This window comes from Promicromonospora vindobonensis (genome assembly GCF_042685865.1).
Classification (GTDB): domain Bacteria; phylum Actinomycetota; class Actinomycetes; order Actinomycetales; family Cellulomonadaceae; genus Promicromonospora; species Promicromonospora vindobonensis.
This window is the reverse complement of record NZ_JBHUOG010000001.1, coordinates 541,204-556,192: the sequence shown is the minus strand read 5'-3', so window position 1 is coordinate 556,192 and position 14,989 is coordinate 541,204. Positions and strand designations below refer to the sequence as shown.

Annotated in this window: 14 protein-coding genes; 12 read left to right on the top strand and 2 right to left on the bottom strand. The window is 66.3% G+C overall.

Features of this window, described 5'->3' with window-relative positions; genetic code table 11:
* Positions 1-29: 29 nt before the first annotated feature.
* Positions 30-539, bottom strand: coding sequence for a small multidrug efflux protein (locus ACFS27_RS02565; RefSeq protein WP_377180034.1), 510 nt, complete (start codon positions 537-539; stop codon positions 30-32).
* A gap of 393 nt (positions 540-932) precedes the next feature.
* On the opposite strand from ACFS27_RS02565, the gene ACFS27_RS02560 reads away from it, so the two are divergent.
* The 4 genes from ACFS27_RS02560 to ACFS27_RS02545 all read left to right on the top strand — a co-directional run bounded on the left by ACFS27_RS02560 (position 933) and on the right by ACFS27_RS02545 (position 5,964).
* On the top strand, positions 933-1,859 hold the full coding sequence (locus ACFS27_RS02560; RefSeq protein WP_377180032.1) for an ABC transporter ATP-binding protein: 927 nt from the start codon (positions 933-935) through the stop codon (positions 1,857-1,859).
* Complete coding sequence (locus ACFS27_RS02555) at positions 1,856-2,716, top strand: ABC transporter permease (protein WP_377180030.1); 861 nt, start codon at positions 1,856-1,858, stop codon at positions 2,714-2,716. Before ACFS27_RS02560 ends, ACFS27_RS02555 begins: the two co-directional genes overlap by 4 nt.
* A gap of 412 nt (positions 2,717-3,128) precedes the next feature.
* Positions 3,129-4,922: an alpha/beta fold hydrolase gene (locus ACFS27_RS02550; protein WP_377180028.1), complete on the top strand. Its 1,794-nt coding sequence runs from the start codon at positions 3,129-3,131 to the stop codon at positions 4,920-4,922.
* A 127-nt stretch (positions 4,923-5,049) separates the two neighbouring features.
* Positions 5,050-5,964: a CPBP family intramembrane glutamic endopeptidase gene (locus ACFS27_RS02545; protein WP_377180026.1), complete on the top strand. Its 915-nt coding sequence runs from the start codon at positions 5,050-5,052 to the stop codon at positions 5,962-5,964.
* A gap of 130 nt (positions 5,965-6,094) precedes the next feature.
* Here the strand turns inward: ACFS27_RS02545 and ACFS27_RS02540 are convergent, their stop codons facing one another.
* Positions 6,095-6,610, bottom strand: coding sequence for a carboxymuconolactone decarboxylase family protein (locus tag ACFS27_RS02540; protein WP_377180024.1), 516 nt, complete (start codon positions 6,608-6,610; stop codon positions 6,095-6,097).
* Between the two features lie 204 nt (positions 6,611-6,814).
* On the opposite strand from ACFS27_RS02540, the gene ACFS27_RS02535 reads away from it, so the two are divergent.
* From ACFS27_RS02535 to ACFS27_RS02500, 8 genes are all read left to right on the top strand, one after another.
* The gene (locus tag ACFS27_RS02535) at positions 6,815-7,396 is read left to right on the top strand and encodes a TetR/AcrR family transcriptional regulator (RefSeq protein ID WP_377180022.1); all 582 of its coding nucleotides are present in this window, start codon (positions 6,815-6,817) and stop codon (positions 7,394-7,396) included.
* A gap of 288 nt (positions 7,397-7,684) precedes the next feature.
* Positions 7,685-9,250 (top strand): MFS transporter, encoded by a 1,566-nt coding sequence (locus ACFS27_RS02530; RefSeq protein ID WP_377180020.1) that lies wholly within the window; start codon positions 7,685-7,687, stop codon positions 9,248-9,250.
* Positions 9,251-9,678: 428 nt separating this feature from the next.
* The gene (locus tag ACFS27_RS02525; protein WP_377180018.1) at positions 9,679-10,434 is read left to right on the top strand and encodes a helix-turn-helix domain-containing protein; all 756 of its coding nucleotides are present in this window, start codon (positions 9,679-9,681) and stop codon (positions 10,432-10,434) included.
* 106 nt (positions 10,435-10,540) lie between these two features.
* A complete protein-coding gene (locus ACFS27_RS02520; RefSeq protein WP_377180016.1) occupies positions 10,541-11,284 on the top strand; it encodes a GOLPH3/VPS74 family protein in 744 nt (247 codons plus the stop codon).
* Between the two features lie 110 nt (positions 11,285-11,394).
* Positions 11,395-11,763 carry a MerR family transcriptional regulator gene (locus ACFS27_RS02515; RefSeq protein ID WP_377180014.1) on the top strand — a complete coding sequence of 123 codons (369 nt, stop codon included), beginning with the start codon at positions 11,395-11,397 and terminating at the stop codon, positions 11,761-11,763.
* A gap of 126 nt (positions 11,764-11,889) precedes the next feature.
* The gene (locus tag ACFS27_RS02510; RefSeq protein WP_377183574.1) at positions 11,890-13,752 is read left to right on the top strand and encodes a carboxylesterase/lipase family protein; all 1,863 of its coding nucleotides are present in this window, start codon (positions 11,890-11,892) and stop codon (positions 13,750-13,752) included.
* A gap of 218 nt (positions 13,753-13,970) precedes the next feature.
* The gene (locus ACFS27_RS02505; RefSeq protein ID WP_377180012.1) at positions 13,971-14,135 is read left to right on the top strand and encodes a hypothetical protein; all 165 of its coding nucleotides are present in this window, start codon (positions 13,971-13,973) and stop codon (positions 14,133-14,135) included.
* Positions 14,135-14,893: a DsbA family oxidoreductase gene (locus ACFS27_RS02500; RefSeq protein WP_377183572.1), complete on the top strand. Its 759-nt coding sequence runs from the start codon at positions 14,135-14,137 to the stop codon at positions 14,891-14,893. The genes ACFS27_RS02505 and ACFS27_RS02500 overlap by 1 nt, the downstream gene beginning before the upstream one ends.
* Positions 14,894-14,989 lie beyond the last annotated feature (96 nt).

The window sequence follows — 14,989 nt, the reverse complement described above, 5'->3', positions numbered from 1 at the left end:
CCGATGAGGCGCGCAGGTGGTCTCCTGCGCTATACGCCGACGACGAAGGTCAGCGCGGCCCACATCGATACCGTCGAAATCGTCGTCCAGAGGACGATCGCCACGCCCTGCCACAGCAGCACCCAGCCCCGCGGCGTTCCGCTGGCGACGAGCAGCGCGGACGTGAACTGGGTCGGAATCGCTAGCGGGCCGAGGATGCTCGCTCCAGGCACGCCGAATCGCACGAGCCACCTCTTGAACTTCCGCTGTCCCTTCGACTCAGGCTTGGCCGGGCCACGCGGACCCTTCCGATCCATCACCGCGGTACGCGCCCGGGAGCTGAGGAACACCACGAACAGCACGCAGATGAAGTTGCCCGATGCGGCAGCTATGGCCGCGACGACTGGATTGAGCCCGCCAGAGACGCCGATCAGCGCCGCAACCTCCCCCTCGATGAACGGGACCGCGGCGGCGAGCATGATGACGAACGGTTGGAGGATCTCAGGCACCTGAGACACAAGCTCCTGAAAGTTCCGGACAAGGTCCTCGATGGCGGTCATTGAAGCGTCCCTCTCTACGGTCGGCTCGGTTCGCCGACATCACACGTAGTAGAGGCTGTGTTCCTGGAACATGGTCAACCCTGCAGTGGAAGATTGGCTCGACGCCCTTCGCTCCGAACGTTGCCGGTGAGCTTGGGGCGGGCGGTCTCGGCCACGTTGCTGTGGTCGAACCGGTCGCTGACCGGTTGCAGCGATCCGACCGCCCTGTTCATCGCCACGCTGCCCGTGCTCGGTGACGAGCCGACGGGGATCGCAGCGCGGGCACTCCTTGACCGTGTCCCGGCAACACGGTGTCGACTGATTGCACAACGGGGCGCGAGCGTCCATCAGACCTGCCTCACGACACCAGTGGCGCAGGAAGGTATCAGGTTGAGAACAGATGGAGCTCATTTCGTGATTGAAGCCCAGTCGCTCACAAAGCGCTACGGCGCCAAGACTGCAGTCAACAACATCGACTTCACCGTTCGCCCGGGCCAGGTGACTGGTTTTCTTGGTCCGAACGGCGCCGGCAAGTCGACCACGATGCGGATGATCCTTGGCCTCGATCGGCCGTCGGGCGGATTCGTCAGGGTGAACGGCAAGGCATATGCCCGGCATCACGCCCCTCTGCGTCAGGTCGGTGCGCTGCTTGACGCCAAAGCGGTCCATCCAGGGCGCAGTGCGCGCAACCATCTTCTTGCCGTGGCCGCCACACATCGCATTGGCGCCAAGCGCGTCGACGAGGTGATCGGGCTGACAGGGCTCGAGTCGGTGGCCCGCAAGCGCGTGGGCGGCTTCTCGCTCGGGATGGGCCAGCGGCTCGGTCTTGCCGTGGCACTGCTCGGGGACCCCGCCACCCTCATCCTTGATGAGCCGGTCAACGGGCTCGATCCCGACGGAGTGGTATGGCTGCGGCGGTTCGCGCGGAGCCTTGCCGCCGAGGGGCGAACTGTCTTTCTCTCCTCCCACTTGATGAGTGAGATGGCCCAGACGGCTGACCACGTCATCATCCTCGGCCGAGGGCGGATCGTCGCCGACGCTCCCGTGAGTGAGATCCTCGCGGGTGCCGACGGAGACTCGGTGCGGGTGCGCACCCCGCAGGTCGAGCACCTCACCCGTCTGCTCGAAGCCGAGGGCGCGACCGTATCGCGCGCGGAGCCGGACCTGGTCTCGGTGAAGAATCTCGCCGCGTCACGTATCGCCGAGGTCGCTGCTGGCGCGGGGGTCGTTGTCTACGAACTCACTCCGGCTACCCGGTCACTCGAAGAGGCCTACCTGGCGTTGACGCGAGACGACGTCGAGTATCGCACCACGCAGACATCTCCTGAGGTGAACCGATGAGCACCACGAACGTGTCACCCGTCTTCATGCCTGCCGAAGGCGACCTCGACTTCGGCGGCGTCATCCGCTCCGAGTGGGTCAAGTTCCGCAGCGTCCGCTCCACCTGGTGGGTCTATGCCATCCTGCTGACGGTCACCGTCGGGATCGGGGCGCAGATGTCGTCGTCGCTCAGTTTCGACGGTATGCCGGGCGTGCCTACCCAGGACGCGATCCAGGACATGGCTGTGTATGCCGTCACGGTCAGCACCGATTTCGGTGCCCTGATCGTGGGTGTCCTCGGTGTCATCGTCATCGCCGGAGAGTACGGCACAGGCATGATCCAATCGACCGTCACCGCCGTGCCGAGGCGCCTGCCGGTCCTGCTCGCCAAAGCGCTCGTCCTCGCTGTCGCCACCTTCGTCGTGAGTGCCGTCACGTTCGCTATCACGGTTCCGGTCTCCGTCTGGCTGCTTGAGGGCAGCGGTGTCGCAGTCCGCCTCGATGATCCGCAGTACTGGATCGCACTGCTGGGCGGTGCGGGATACCTCGTGCTGGTCGGTCTCATCGCGTTCTCGATCGGCGCGGTCCTGCGAAGCACGGCCGGTGGAATTGGTGCAACGTTCGGCCTCCTCCTTGTGGCACCGCTCGTAGCGAACTTCCTGCCGACCGGGGCACAGAACATCGCCATCCTGTTTCCTTCGGTCGCGGGCGACCTGCTCATGAGTTATCCGACCGAGCAGAGCTGGGTGGACCTGGCCGCGCCGACGGCTGTCAGCGATTGGATCACCGAACCGTGGCAGGCTGGTCTCACTCTCATCGCCTGGGCGGCGGTGCTGTTCACGGCCGCAGCGGTGCTGCTCAAGCAGCGCGATGCGTAGTCGTGCGTAGCCTCACGACGCGACGGTCGGTGGTGAGCCCGTCAAGGGAAGCATTCAGCGAGATATCCCTGGAGAGAGACACTGGGCGCCCCTCCACCCGAATGTATGACGCCGCCGGTGACCGGGCAAGGACTCGATCTCTGTAACACGCCCCAGTGGTCCTGGAACGCCAGGTTTTGATTGCACTGTGCGCTGCCGCCGGTCGTCTGCCAGACCATCAGTGGCTCCCACCACATGGTGAGCATCGTGCGTGTTACGGCTGCGCGTGCCATCGAGCCGCCCGGAGACCATCGGTTACCCATTCACCGTTTGACCATGTGGCAGGAACAGAGGGTGGACTTCTTCGTAGCCGCCGGCCTCGTGCCGACCGGTCACTGCAGCTATGCGGGTAGAGACGAAGAGGAGAACGAACGTGTCCGATCTCGAACCCAGCTCTTCCGGCGCCTTTGGCGCCTGGCGGAGGAAAAGCCTGGGCGTGGCCGTTGCAATTGCCGCCGCAGTAGTCCTCGTCGCGACGCTCCTGGTTGCGTCAGGGATCAACTCCGATGACATAGAGACGCCCGGTGCGCTAGGGCGGGAGACCCCAGAAGTTGCCGCACTTGCAGGACCGCTCGCTGACCAGGAGCTGGACTGGGCGGAGTGTGAGTTCAACGACGACGGGCCCCCCATCCCTGGAGCAGACGTGTCGAATGTCGAGTGCGCCACGATCAAGGTGCCACGGGACTGGCTGGATCCCGATCCGGAACTCACGTGGGATGTGCGTATCTCTCAGGCACACAACATCGATTCCGCGGACCCCGATTACCGCACCACGATCATCGCGCACCCCGGCGGCCCCTACACCTCCGGGCTCTCGTTCAGCACCGCGGTGCAGCTCTACACTCCGGAACTCCGGCCGACAACGAACTACGTCAGTTTCGATCAGCGCGGCCTCGGTCGGTCGAGCCAGGTGGAATGCGAGTACGAGTACGACCCGGCCGGCGGGCCATCGGCTGCCGCAAAGGCGATTGGTGATGCTTGCTCGAATCACCCGGACGTTGCGACGATGACCACCGAGCAGGCTGCTTACGACATGGACTTCATCCGTCACCTCCTCGGACTCGAGACTGTGACCTACATGGGTTACTCCTACGGAACATGGCTCGGCACCTGGTACGGCAGCCTTTTCGCCGACAACATCGAGCGGATGGTCCTCGACTCGTCCACCGACTCGACCCGGGAATCAATCCAGCACAACTACAACGCGGCGCATGACGCTCGTGACCGCCAGTTCCGTCTGCACATGATGAACTGGATCGCCCGGAACGACGCGACTATTGGGCTCGGCGCCGATCCGGAAGCGATCTGGGATCGGTACTTCGCCGCGACAGAGGACCCGGCCAAGTCGCTGGCGGCGCAGTACGCCTGGAACGTAGTCAACGGTTCGGCTGCATTCTCCAGCCCGGTGCTGTACCCCGCCGCGGGAAGCCTGGTGGCAAGCATCATCGACCAGGCCGAGGCGGCGGAAGAGGTCGCCGATCCTGCGGAACTTGCTGCCCGTATCGTCGACCGGACGGAGCTGCCCGAAGCACTTCGTGCCATCGCGGACGAGCGTCTCAAGCAATTGTCAGCACCTCCCGCGACCGAGCCTGGGAAGCTGATCCGCGCGACACACAACTATGTCATCGAGTTCACTGCCTGCACCGACGGACAGTGGACGCAGGGCCTTGAGTTCTGGGACGAGTTCCACGAGAAGACTGCCCGGACGGCACCGTTGTCGGAGCAGTTCGGTCTGCTTGTCACTCCCACGTGCGCGTTCTGGCCGACGGACTCGAAGATGCCGGCTCTGGACGGCAGCTTCCCGGAGAGCGTCGTGCTACAGAGCGAGCTCGATTCGATGACCCCGTACGAGCAGGGCTGGGCAGCCGGGGCCGGCCTGCCCAACACGAGCCTGATCGCCGTCGACAACGAGAGCATCCACGGCGTCTTCCCCTATGGCACGGAGGAAGTGGACCAGCCCGTGATCGACTTCCTGTTGGGCGGAGACAGGCCTACGCGCACGATCGTGGCCCCTGCCAAGCCGCTGCCGCTGGAGCAGACGACGTACGAGTCGTGGACGCCGCTCGATGAGAACGGTGAGCACTCGGGGACATCACAGTTCACGGATCCGACCATCCCGGCGGAGACGGCCAAGCTGAAGGAAGCCGTCGACGAGGGCTCCTCGTAGTCCGGAGAGCTGTCCGTGCAGTGGCACGTTCGTGGGCGACACCCGCCGACGCAAGTTCGATCCATGCAGCTGTGACAGAAACGGAGACGTACCCATGACATCTGCAACATCACGAACCCGGAGCCCGATGCCCGTTCCACCGGGTGTGGAGTACCACCGGGTGCTCGCGGGGGAGAAGCGACGAATCGGTCGCGGCCTGCTCGCGATCCTCCTACTCGTTGGAGGCATGTTCGGCGCGATCCAGGTGTTCTTCCTTCTGGCCGTCTGGATCGAAGGGCTCATCGGCATCGAGTCACAGATGTTGACCCCGCTGACGGTCGGGGCCGGCATGGCCGCCACCGCGCTGGTCATCCCGTGGAGCATGCTCATCCAACGCTGGCTCTACGGCGTGCGCGGCCCGTCGCTGCACTCGGTCGTATCCCGTTTTCGCTTCGACCTGTTCGGGCTCGCGCTGGCGGTTACCGTGCCGCTCTTCGTGATCGCGCTCGCCGTCACCGAGTATCTGGAACCGCGCGCGACTGTCGTGTGGTCGCACGGCGACCTCATCGCGTGGTTCGTCGTGGTAGTGCTGCTGGTACCCCTGCAAGCAGCAGGAGAGGAGTACGGTCTGCGTGGCCTCGTCTTCCGCATCGCGGGGAGCTGGGTGCACGGGCGGTGGGCGTCGCTCATCCTGGGCATCGTGGTTTCCGGGGCGGTATTCGCTGTGATCCATACCGCCGGCGACCCGTGGTGGAACGTGTTCTACGTGGTCTTCGCTGTCTCGACGGCTCTTGTCACCTGGCGCACAGGAGGGGTGGAGGTCGCGGCGGTCATGCACGGTGTCTACAACGTCATGACCTTCACGTTCTGGTTCATCCTGCACGCCGACCTCACCGACAGGTTCGATCGGTCGGCCGGCGCCGTCACCCCGGCGCTGCTCGTCCCCAGCAGCCTCGTCTTCATCGCCATCGCGGTGATCGTGTGGATCCGGACCCGGCGCACGGGCCCCGCGAAGACACCGGCTGCTGGTGTGAGGCACTCAGAGGTGGTTCCAGCATCGTGACGGAACGTATCCCGATCACTCACTGACGAAGACCTCCGGTGCGTGGGGTGGAAACCACGCCAGGCGCCGGAGGGCTCGTACTGTCAGGCAGAGCGCGCAGAGCGCGTTCGACATTGGTCATCGACGTTGGTCATCGAACAAGCTTTCCTGCGATGTCGCGCGGCCGCACCGGGTGCCCACTGAGGATGGAGATCCGGTTGAACGTGTTGATCGCGACCGCTACCCATTCCGCGGCCACGAACGCCTCTTGACCGAGAGTCGATCGGGCGCCAGACAGATCGGCGGCAGACTTCTCGTCGAGCGGGAGCACCGTGCTCGCTTCGGCTACCGCGAGCGCCGCCCTTTCACGCTCGGTGAACGCTTCGGTCGCCCGCCATGCCGGCAGGAGGTCCAGCTTCTGCTGGGGTATGCCTGCCTGTCTCGCCTCGCGTGAATGCAGATCAAGGCAGAACGCGCACCCGTTGATCTGCGACGTGCGCACCTTGATGAGCTCGGACTCCTGGGTCGACAGCCCTCGCTGCGCGGCGGCCTCCCGTATCACGGTCGAGAGGGCGGCCGCAGCCTGCCATGCTTCAGGAATCACCTTGTCCAGGAACGGGCGCGTGCTTCGGGCGCGCGGAGATGACGAGTCGAGGTATCCATCCATACGGAGAGGAAAGACCGTGTTGCCTGCACACGGTCAACCACGGCTTGGCTGGAGGACGAGCGCGCTCGAGGCGCGGCACGGACGGGCAGCCGGGCAGGGCGTCTGCGGTGTGCGGAGACAGGATGGGTGCCTTCGTGTCCACGACTTCAGTGCCGTAGTATCGACCATCTGGTCCGTTCGATCGATGACAGGCAGGTGGGTCTCGTGGCCGAAGGGCGGCAGACGCGCAATACGGAACGCACGCGCCGTGCAGTCCTGGACGCTGCGACCCAGTTGATTCTCGAGAAGGGCACGGCTGTCACGCTGGCCGAGGTCGCCTCGATCGCCGGAGTGTCCAAGAGCGGCCTGATCCACCATTTCGGCAACCGGGACCAGCTGGTGATCGCCGTCGTCGAAGACATGTTCGAGCAGCTCCGAACGGCAGTCCTCGCCCATCTCGACCTCTCGGAGAACTATCCCGGGAAGATGCTTCGCGCCTATGTTCGCGCGCTCTTCGCAGGCAGCACAGAGGCCGCGGCCGTGCGCGACTTCACGTCGGCGTCGAACTGGACCGGCCTGCGTGCCATTCCCGAGGTCGCCAAGGTCATCGACGAGCACAACGCATGGTGGAGCGAGCAGTTCGCCATGGACGGGCTCAGCCCCGAGCTGATCCAGATCGTTCGCCGGGCTGCTGAGGGTGTCGCAGCTGCTGCCCTCCAAGGGGAGGAGGACGGAGCAAGTATCGCGACCGCTCGTCGTCTTCTGCTCGACCTCGCCACCCACGGCACCTTCAGCGCGCCGATCTGACCCCTCGGCAACCTTGTAGGCACAGCGTCGTGCCGCCCTCGCGTTCCGCGCGGGCTTCGGTGATGCCGGGTACCGGCGCCGGTAGTACCCCGACTGAGCGATTTCATCTGCCGGCTGGCCGCCGGCCGCGTCCTGGCGGCTGCTCCCGTGCCCGCACGTCGCCGTGGCCTCGTGCGGCGCGCTCGGGAACAGCCCTGATCAGAGTATTCGTGCTGCTATGCAGACTGCCGCGCTTGCACTACCGACCATGTGGTCCGTACACTCGCACTCCAGATACAGATCTCTCTGATGGGAACCCTCGTGAACAACTCCTCCCCTCCCAAGGCCACGGCCAGGAGCTGGGCCGGTCTTGCCGTGCTGGTGCTGCCCCTGCTGCTGATCACGATCGACAGCACGGTTCTGATCCTTGGCCTCCCTGCCATCTCTGCCGAACTGCGCCCCACCGGCATTGAGCAGCTGTGGATGATCGACATCTACTCACTCGTTCTCGCCGGTCTGCTGGTGGCGATGAGCACCGTGGGTGACCGGTTCGGCCGGCGAAGGAACCTACTCATCGGAGCAGTCATCTTCGCGGCCGCCTCGATGGCCGGTGCACTTGCCACGGCGCCATGGATGCTGATCGGCGCCCGTGCGCTGCTGGGCGTCGGCGGCGCGATCATGATGCCCTCGACGCTGTCGCTCGTGCGCAACATGTTCCTCGACCGGCAGCAGCGTCGGTACGCGATGGCCGTGTGGGCGGCGATGGCATCGGCCGGCGCGGCAGTCGGACCCATCCTCGGTGGCTGGGTCATCGAGACCTTCAGCTGGCAGGCCGCGTTCCTGCTGAACATCCCGGTCATGCTGCTCCTGCTCATCCTCGGCCCGATCCTCTTGCCCGAGAGCCGCAACCCGGCGCTGCGCAGGATCGATATCCCCAGCGTCGTCCTGTCCTTCGCCGGAATGGTCGGTGTGGTCTATGCCGTCAAGTCCCTCACGGGCGGCAAGGACGTCGGACTCGCGATGGCTGCACTTGTCCTCGGCCTGATCGCCATCGTCCTGTTCGTGCGTAGGCAGCTGAGGCTCACTACACCGCTGATGGACGTCAGGCTGTTCAAGGTGCGGTACTTCCGAGGCGCTGTCATCGCCGATCTCCTGTCGATCTTCGCCATGGTCGGTGCGCTGGTCGCTCTCGTCCAGCATCTCCAGCTCGTCCTGGGCCTCAACCCGCTCCAAGCGTCCATCTGGCTGATCCCCCAGGCGATCTTCGCCACGATCGCAGCGTTCCTCGCGGCGGTGCTGGTCAAGCGCATCCTGCCCGCCTACGTCATCACCGTCGGGCTCCTGATCGCGGCCGCCGGCTTCGGGTTGACCATCCTCCTGACGCCCACGTCCAGTCCTGTCCTGATCGCGACAGCGCTCGCGCTCGTCGCGCTGGGAGCGGGCATGGGGCTGTCTCTGAGCAACGACATCATCATGAGCTCCGTCAGGCCCGAGCGTGCCGGACAGGCCGCCGCCACGTCGGAGACCGCGTACGAGATCGGCACGACACTGGGTACGGCGGTGCTGGGCGGGGTCCTCGTCTCCTGGTACACCAGGGTCGTCGCCGCCGAAACCGCCGCGCTCGATCTGACGTCCGGCCATGCCGAGCGGGCGTCCTCGACGATGGCGGAGGCGCTGCTGGTGGCCACCGAGGTCGGCGGCAGCACGGGTGCAGCCGTGCTCGACATCGCCAAGGCCGCCTTCACCGACGCGATCACCATCACCGGCATCGCCGGCGCCGGGGTGATGGCACTTGCTGCGATCTGGGCTCTGGTCATGCTCCGGGGCGCCGCCGCGAACAAGGACCTCGCCGCAGAGCACGAACACGAGCTCTGAACCTCTGTGCCATCTCGACGTCCGGCCCTCAGGAGTGGCGATCCCTTGACACGGTGGCGACCACATAGTTTCTGCTGACACAGATGGTCGACGCGTGGCTGTCCCGTGTCGAGGCGGAGCGCGGTTGCACAACCGGTGGATCGGGGGCTTCAACGATGAGATCGATGCTCAACGCGCCTGTGGAGAGCCGCCGCAGATCGCGCAGGTGGCCAAGCGCCGATGACACTCCCGGCCGAGGGTGTCCCGGCTGCCTCAGCACGCCGACGAGGAGAAGCGCGCCATGAGACGGCAGGGGGCAGCACCCGGACGTCTCCGGTCTCGTGCAGGACCGTACAGGTGCTGTAGCCGTCGTTCAGGCGTAGCACGTGCGGCGTCGGCTTGGAGTTGAGTTTCGTCGGTGCGCTCCGTGAGCGCGGAGAGGACAAGATATGCCGTGGAGTACTCGCGAGCTAGCAGACCTGGCGGGAACAACGGTGAACACGGTTCGTCACTATCACCGTGTCGGGCTGCTCGACGAACCTGAGCGTCGCTCCAATGGATACAAGCTGTACGAGGTCGGGCACCTCGTGAGTCTCCTTCGGATTCGACGCCTCGCCGACCTTGGCGTGCCGCTCTCGGGGATCGGCGATGTCGGCGCAGGAGCCGATCACGCACCGGAGGCTCTCCGTGACCTCGACGCCGAGCTCCGAGCGAGCATCGAACGTTTGACGAAGGCCCGAGGAGAGATCGCCACAATCCTCCGTGAAGAGTCTCCCGCGCACACGCCGGCCGGGTTCGCTTCCGTGGCATCGCGGCTGTCCGAAGCGGATAGCTCGATGATCCACATCTACACCCAGCTGTACGACGAGGAAGCGCTCGCCGATGTTCAGAAGATGGCTGAGGCTGACTCCGACAATCTCAGCGCTGAGATCGACCAGCTTCCAGCCGATGCGGACGAGGAGACACGGCGGGCGCTCGCCGAGCGGCTCGCGAGGACCCTGAGACAGAACTTCATCGACTATCCGTGGTTGACCGATCCTGCCGCACACCTCTCCAAGAGCTTGCTCGTCACGGCGGAGACGTTCGCGGAGGCGGTGGCGGAGCTGTACAGCCCCGCTCAGCTGGATGTCCTCAGCCGCGCTAACGCGCTCGCACGTGGGCAACTGCCCGGTGGACAGGCAGAGAAGCTGCCCAGGAGAAGTTGACCATGTTCCGACGACACACTCTTGAATGGCACCAGGCAGTCGCAGGGACCGATCCGAACAATGCCGACGGCCTGACACCGATAAAGGACGAGGAAGGGATCGAGCAATGACTGAGCAACGACCCGTGCGTGCGGCTGCCTCGAACGACTCTGCCACGCTCCGGCCCCGGACCTTGGCGGAGGACCTTCTCCTACTTCTCTTCCAGCCGAGCTCTGGTCGCCAGGGGGGCGCGGGGAACATCGCCGGCGAGGCCACGCTCTACTGGGTTCTCGCTGGCGCAGTGCTCGCAGACCTCGGGCTCGGCGGCCACGTTCGAACCGGCACCACGCGGATCGGCACGATGACCGTGGGGGCCGTCGCCGACAGCCCTCCGTCCGACCCTCTGCTTCGTTCGAGCTGGGAGTATGTCGCCCGCAAGTCGCGAAGTGTGCAGACGGTCCTCGCTGCGACGGGACCCGCCTTGCGTGAACCGTTGCTGGACCGACTCGTCGAACGCGGAGACCTCCGCCGCCGCACACAGAAGGCACTCGGCCTGTTCCAGACCTCGGTGCTCCAGGAGGGGGACACCGGCCGCCGTGACGGCCTGCTTGCCGAGGTCCGTGCCGTGCTCGTCGACGGTGCGGAGCCCACGGAACGCACCGCGGCGCTTGCAGCGCTCCTTTATGGCAGCGGAACTCTGCCTCAGTTCGACCGCGATATCCCATGGACCTCTCCGGTCATCGCCCGCGCCGAAGAACTCAAGGACGGCAACTGGGGAGCGGACGCCGCGGCAAAGGCCGGGGCGCGCACCGTTACCGCAGCCATCGTGAACAACGTCATCGTCGCCGCGGCCGTCCTACCTCGCGGATAGCGAATCTCGAACCGACTGTTCGGCGCTCACGCCCGCGCATACCGGGTGCGTACCCGAGCGCAGTCACAGGTGCCTGGTCTTCACTCTTCTCAACGACAGGCGGTGGGGCGATGCCCAGGAGTACCCGGCAGCTCGCGGACGTCGCAGGTACGACGGTCAAGGCCGTGCGGCACTACCACGCGCTGGGACTCCTCGATGAGCCGCACCGTGCAGCGAACGGGTACAAGCAGTATGGCGACGCGCATCTCATCCGGCTGCTCCAGATCAAGCGACTGAGGGATCTCGGCGTCTCGCTCTCAGAGATCGCGACGATTGATCGCGCCGACCAGGTGCCGGACGGTGCAATCCGACTCGTTGATGCGGAACTGGCCGCGACCGTCGAAGGGCTGCAGCGTATTCGGACGGAACTTGCCATCATTCTGCGCCACCGCGCTCCGACCGATGTGCTCGGGGAGCTGAACCGGCCGCGCAGTAGCTGAGGCCGCCTACCGAGCCCGCACAGCTGACCTACGACGAAGTGTCCATCCGGAGATGGTGAGCTCTCCTCGTCCTGCGCTCATCGAGTAACGGTGATGAAGAAGGAAGACAAGGAACACATCGTGGAAATGACTACGCAGGCGACCGCCGGCACGCCCCGCCCCGGTCCCTCGCGACGCTCCGCCTGGTTCTGGGTGCCGCTCGCCCTCCTGGTCGCGGTCGTGCTGGTGCTCGGCTGGCTGAACAAGACACCGTGGTGGGGCTGGGGCCTGGTCGCGGTGCTCCTGGTCGCGCTGGTGTTCTCTGCCTCCTGGTGGCTGCGGCGTGGGGTCGCGCTCCGAGTAGGCGCCTGGCTGGTGGCAGGTGCCGTCGTGGCCGGAACGGTCGTGATCGCCCATCCGGGGCCGCAGTTCCGGATGGCAGGAGGCGCGGAGCAGGAGGCGACGCAGCCGGTCGAGACCGCGGAAGGCCCGGTGACCGGCGTGCGCAACGACGCAGGCACTGTCGAGATCTTCGCGGGCGTGCCGTATGCCCAGCCTCCGGTCGGCGACCTGCGGTGGCAGGCGCCCCGACCCCCGGCGCCGAGGTCCGAGGTGCTCGCCGCCGACCGCTTCTCGGCGGCGCCGGTGCAGGGCACCACGACCTTCGCCACCAGGGCGCTGTCCCAGACCCTCGACATCCCCCTTGAGGACACGTTCCTCAACCCCTACCCGGTCAGCGAAGACAGCCTGTACCTCAACATCTGGCGCGCCGCGCGGCCCGCGTCCGCCGAGCTGCCCGTACTCGTCTACGTCCCGGGCGGCGGCTTCGCCACCGGATCGGGTGCCCTGCCCCTGTACGACGGCGAGGCGCTGGCTTCCACCGGTGCGGCGATCGTCATCACGATCAACTACCGGCTGGGTGTCATGGGGTTCCTCTCCCACCCGGAGCTGGCCGCCGAGTCGTCCTACGGCGCGTCGGGCAACTACGGGATCCTGGATCAGATCGCGGCACTGGAGTGGGTGCAGGAGAACATTGCCGCCTTCGGTGGCGACCCTGACCGGGTCACGATCGCAGGCGAGTCAGCGGGCGGCGAGAGCGTGTGCATCCTGGGGGCGACACCCCTGGCGGAAGGGCTGGTCGATGGCATCATCGGCAGCAGCGGCGCCTGCATGGGCACAGAGGGGGACACCGAGGACGGCGACCAGAGCGACTCGCGTGCGGTCGCAGCGGACGCCGGTGAGCGTCTGGCCAGGGAGCTGGGCGTCGGCACAGTCGCGGAGATGCGGGAACTACCGGTCGACCGGATCATCGAGGCCGCCGCGGCCGTCGGACCGCACTGGCGGCCTTCCGTCGACGGGCATGTCCTGGGCCGGAACCCGGCGGACATCTACGCGGCCGGCGACCAGCTCGACGTCCCGACGATGGTGGGCAGCAATGCGGACGAGGTCTCCCTGGTCCGGGCCTTCCCTCCGGAGCCGGTGACTCCCGAGGAGTATCGCGCGACGGTGCAGGAGGACCACGGCGAGGACCTGGAGGCGTTCCTCGACCTGTACCCCGGCGAGACCGAGGAGCAGGTATTCGACTCGATGCTGCAGGCCCAGGTCGACCGCGCCTTCACGCGCGCGACGTACCGATGGGCACGGCTGCAGACGCAGAGCGGCCAGGCGCCCGCCTACCTGTACTTCTTTACACACACCCCGCCGGGCGAGGACCAGGAGGAGTACGGGGCGTACCACGGCGCGGAGCTCATGTACGCCTTCGACAACCTGGGCGTGGACGGCCCGGCGGACTACGGCGAAGCCGACCATCTGCTGCGTGACCACCTCAGCGGCTACTGGCTCAACTTCGTCCGGACCGGCGATCCCAACGGGGCGGAGCTACCCGTGTGGTCCACGTTCGCCGACGTCCCGGAACAGGTCATGCAGTTCGGCGTCCCCAGCGGCATGACGGCCCGTCCACGACCCGATGCGATCGACTACTGGATGAGCTACGGGGGACCGATGGCTTGAGCACTGCCGCTGGCTCACCGCGGGAACCCGCGAAGGAATGAGCTACGGGCCTCGAGTGCCGACGCAAGCGTCCGAGCAGTCCAGGAGTTCCTGGACGACACGTAAAGTATTCGGGACTCGACGCTATGGATCGCGCTCCGCTGACCCCTCAGAATCGATGTAGCAGGGAAAGCATCAGCACACGGGTACAGCCCGGACGCCGGGCAAGAAAGGTAGTCATGTCCGAGTTCAACACGCGCGAGTTCATCCGTTCGGACGGCCGGCAGGCCGCTCACGGGGACGCCGCCGCAGCGCTCAGCGCCCCGGCCCCGTCGTCTCCGTTCGAGCTCATCCCCACGGGCGAGGCATTTGGTGTCTGCGACCTGGATGGGGTGTGCTCCTGATGGCGGGCGAGGGGTTCGGCCCGGCCGCCGGCCAGCTCGTCGTGGACGTGTGGAGCGATGTCGTGTGCCCCTTCTGCTACATGGGCGACACGCTCCTCGACCAGGCGCTGGAGCAGTTCCCGCACGCCGCGCACGTCAAGGTGCGGTACCACAGCTTCCTGCTGATGCCGGAGATGGCAGAGGGCGACGCACCGATCAGCCCGGCCGACCACATCGCGACCAAGCACGGCATGTCCCGAGCGCAGGCGGTGAAGGTGCTCGAGGGCGTGTCGCAGCGCGCGGCGCAGCTCGGCCTGGAGTACCGCCTGGACCGTGCCCAGGGTGTGAGCACGCGCACGGCGCACCAGCTCAGCCACTTCGCCGCCACGCACGGCAAGCAGCGTGAGATGGTCCGGCGCATGTTCCGGGCGTACTTCACCGAGGGCGTCCTGCTCTCCGACCACCAGGTGCTGGCGGACCTGGCCGCCGAGGTGGGCCTGGACCGTGCGGAGGCCCGCGCCGCTCTGGCGAGCGGGGAGTTCGCCGACGCCGTCGAGGCAGACCTGCGCCAGGCCAGGGAGTACGGGATCAGCGGTGTGCCGTTCTTCGTGTTCGCCGGCACGTACGCCGTCTCCGGGGCGCAGCCGGTGGAGGCATTGCTGCAGGTGCTGGACAAGAGCTGGAACGAGACCTCCGGAGCGGCGACGGGGGCATGGCCCGCGCTGCCGGTGTCAGCAAAGGCACGGTCTGCCACCGATTCCGGGGTCGGCAGGGCCTGATCGACGGTCTCCGGCACGCGAGATCCCTGGTGCCGCATGGCACCGGCAACGGCTATGGATCCGCTTGACCGAGACAGCAAATCATTCAGTTCAGTC

Bases quoted from the DNA above. Each gene is read 5' to 3' on its own strand.
- ACFS27_RS02500 (WP_377183572.1), top strand. From the start codon at position 14,135: ATGGCGGGCGAGGGGTTCGGCCCGGCCGCCGGCCAGCTCGTCGTGGAC.
- ACFS27_RS02505 (WP_377180012.1), top strand. From the start codon at position 13,971: ATGTCCGAGTTCAACACGCGCGAGTTCATCCGTTCGGACGGCCGGCAG.
- ACFS27_RS02565 (WP_377180034.1), bottom strand. From the start codon at position 539: ATGACCGCCATCGAGGACCTTGTCCGGAACTTTCAGGAGCTTGTGTCT.
- ACFS27_RS02540 (WP_377180024.1), bottom strand. From the start codon at position 6,610: ATGGATGGATACCTCGACTCGTCATCTCCGCGCGCCCGAAGCACGCGC.
- ACFS27_RS02530 (WP_377180020.1), top strand. From the start codon at position 7,685: ATGGGAACCCTCGTGAACAACTCCTCCCCTCCCAAGGCCACGGCCAGG.
- ACFS27_RS02525 (WP_377180018.1), top strand. From the start codon at position 9,679: ATGCCGTGGAGTACTCGCGAGCTAGCAGACCTGGCGGGAACAACGGTG.
- ACFS27_RS02515 (WP_377180014.1), top strand. From the start codon at position 11,395: ATGCCCAGGAGTACCCGGCAGCTCGCGGACGTCGCAGGTACGACGGTC.
- ACFS27_RS02520 (WP_377180016.1), top strand. From the start codon at position 10,541: ATGACTGAGCAACGACCCGTGCGTGCGGCTGCCTCGAACGACTCTGCC.
- ACFS27_RS02545 (WP_377180026.1), top strand. From the start codon at position 5,050: ATGCCCGTTCCACCGGGTGTGGAGTACCACCGGGTGCTCGCGGGGGAG.
- ACFS27_RS02555 (WP_377180030.1), top strand. From the start codon at position 1,856: ATGAGCACCACGAACGTGTCACCCGTCTTCATGCCTGCCGAAGGCGAC.
- ACFS27_RS02510 (WP_377183574.1), top strand. From the start codon at position 11,890: ATGACTACGCAGGCGACCGCCGGCACGCCCCGCCCCGGTCCCTCGCGA.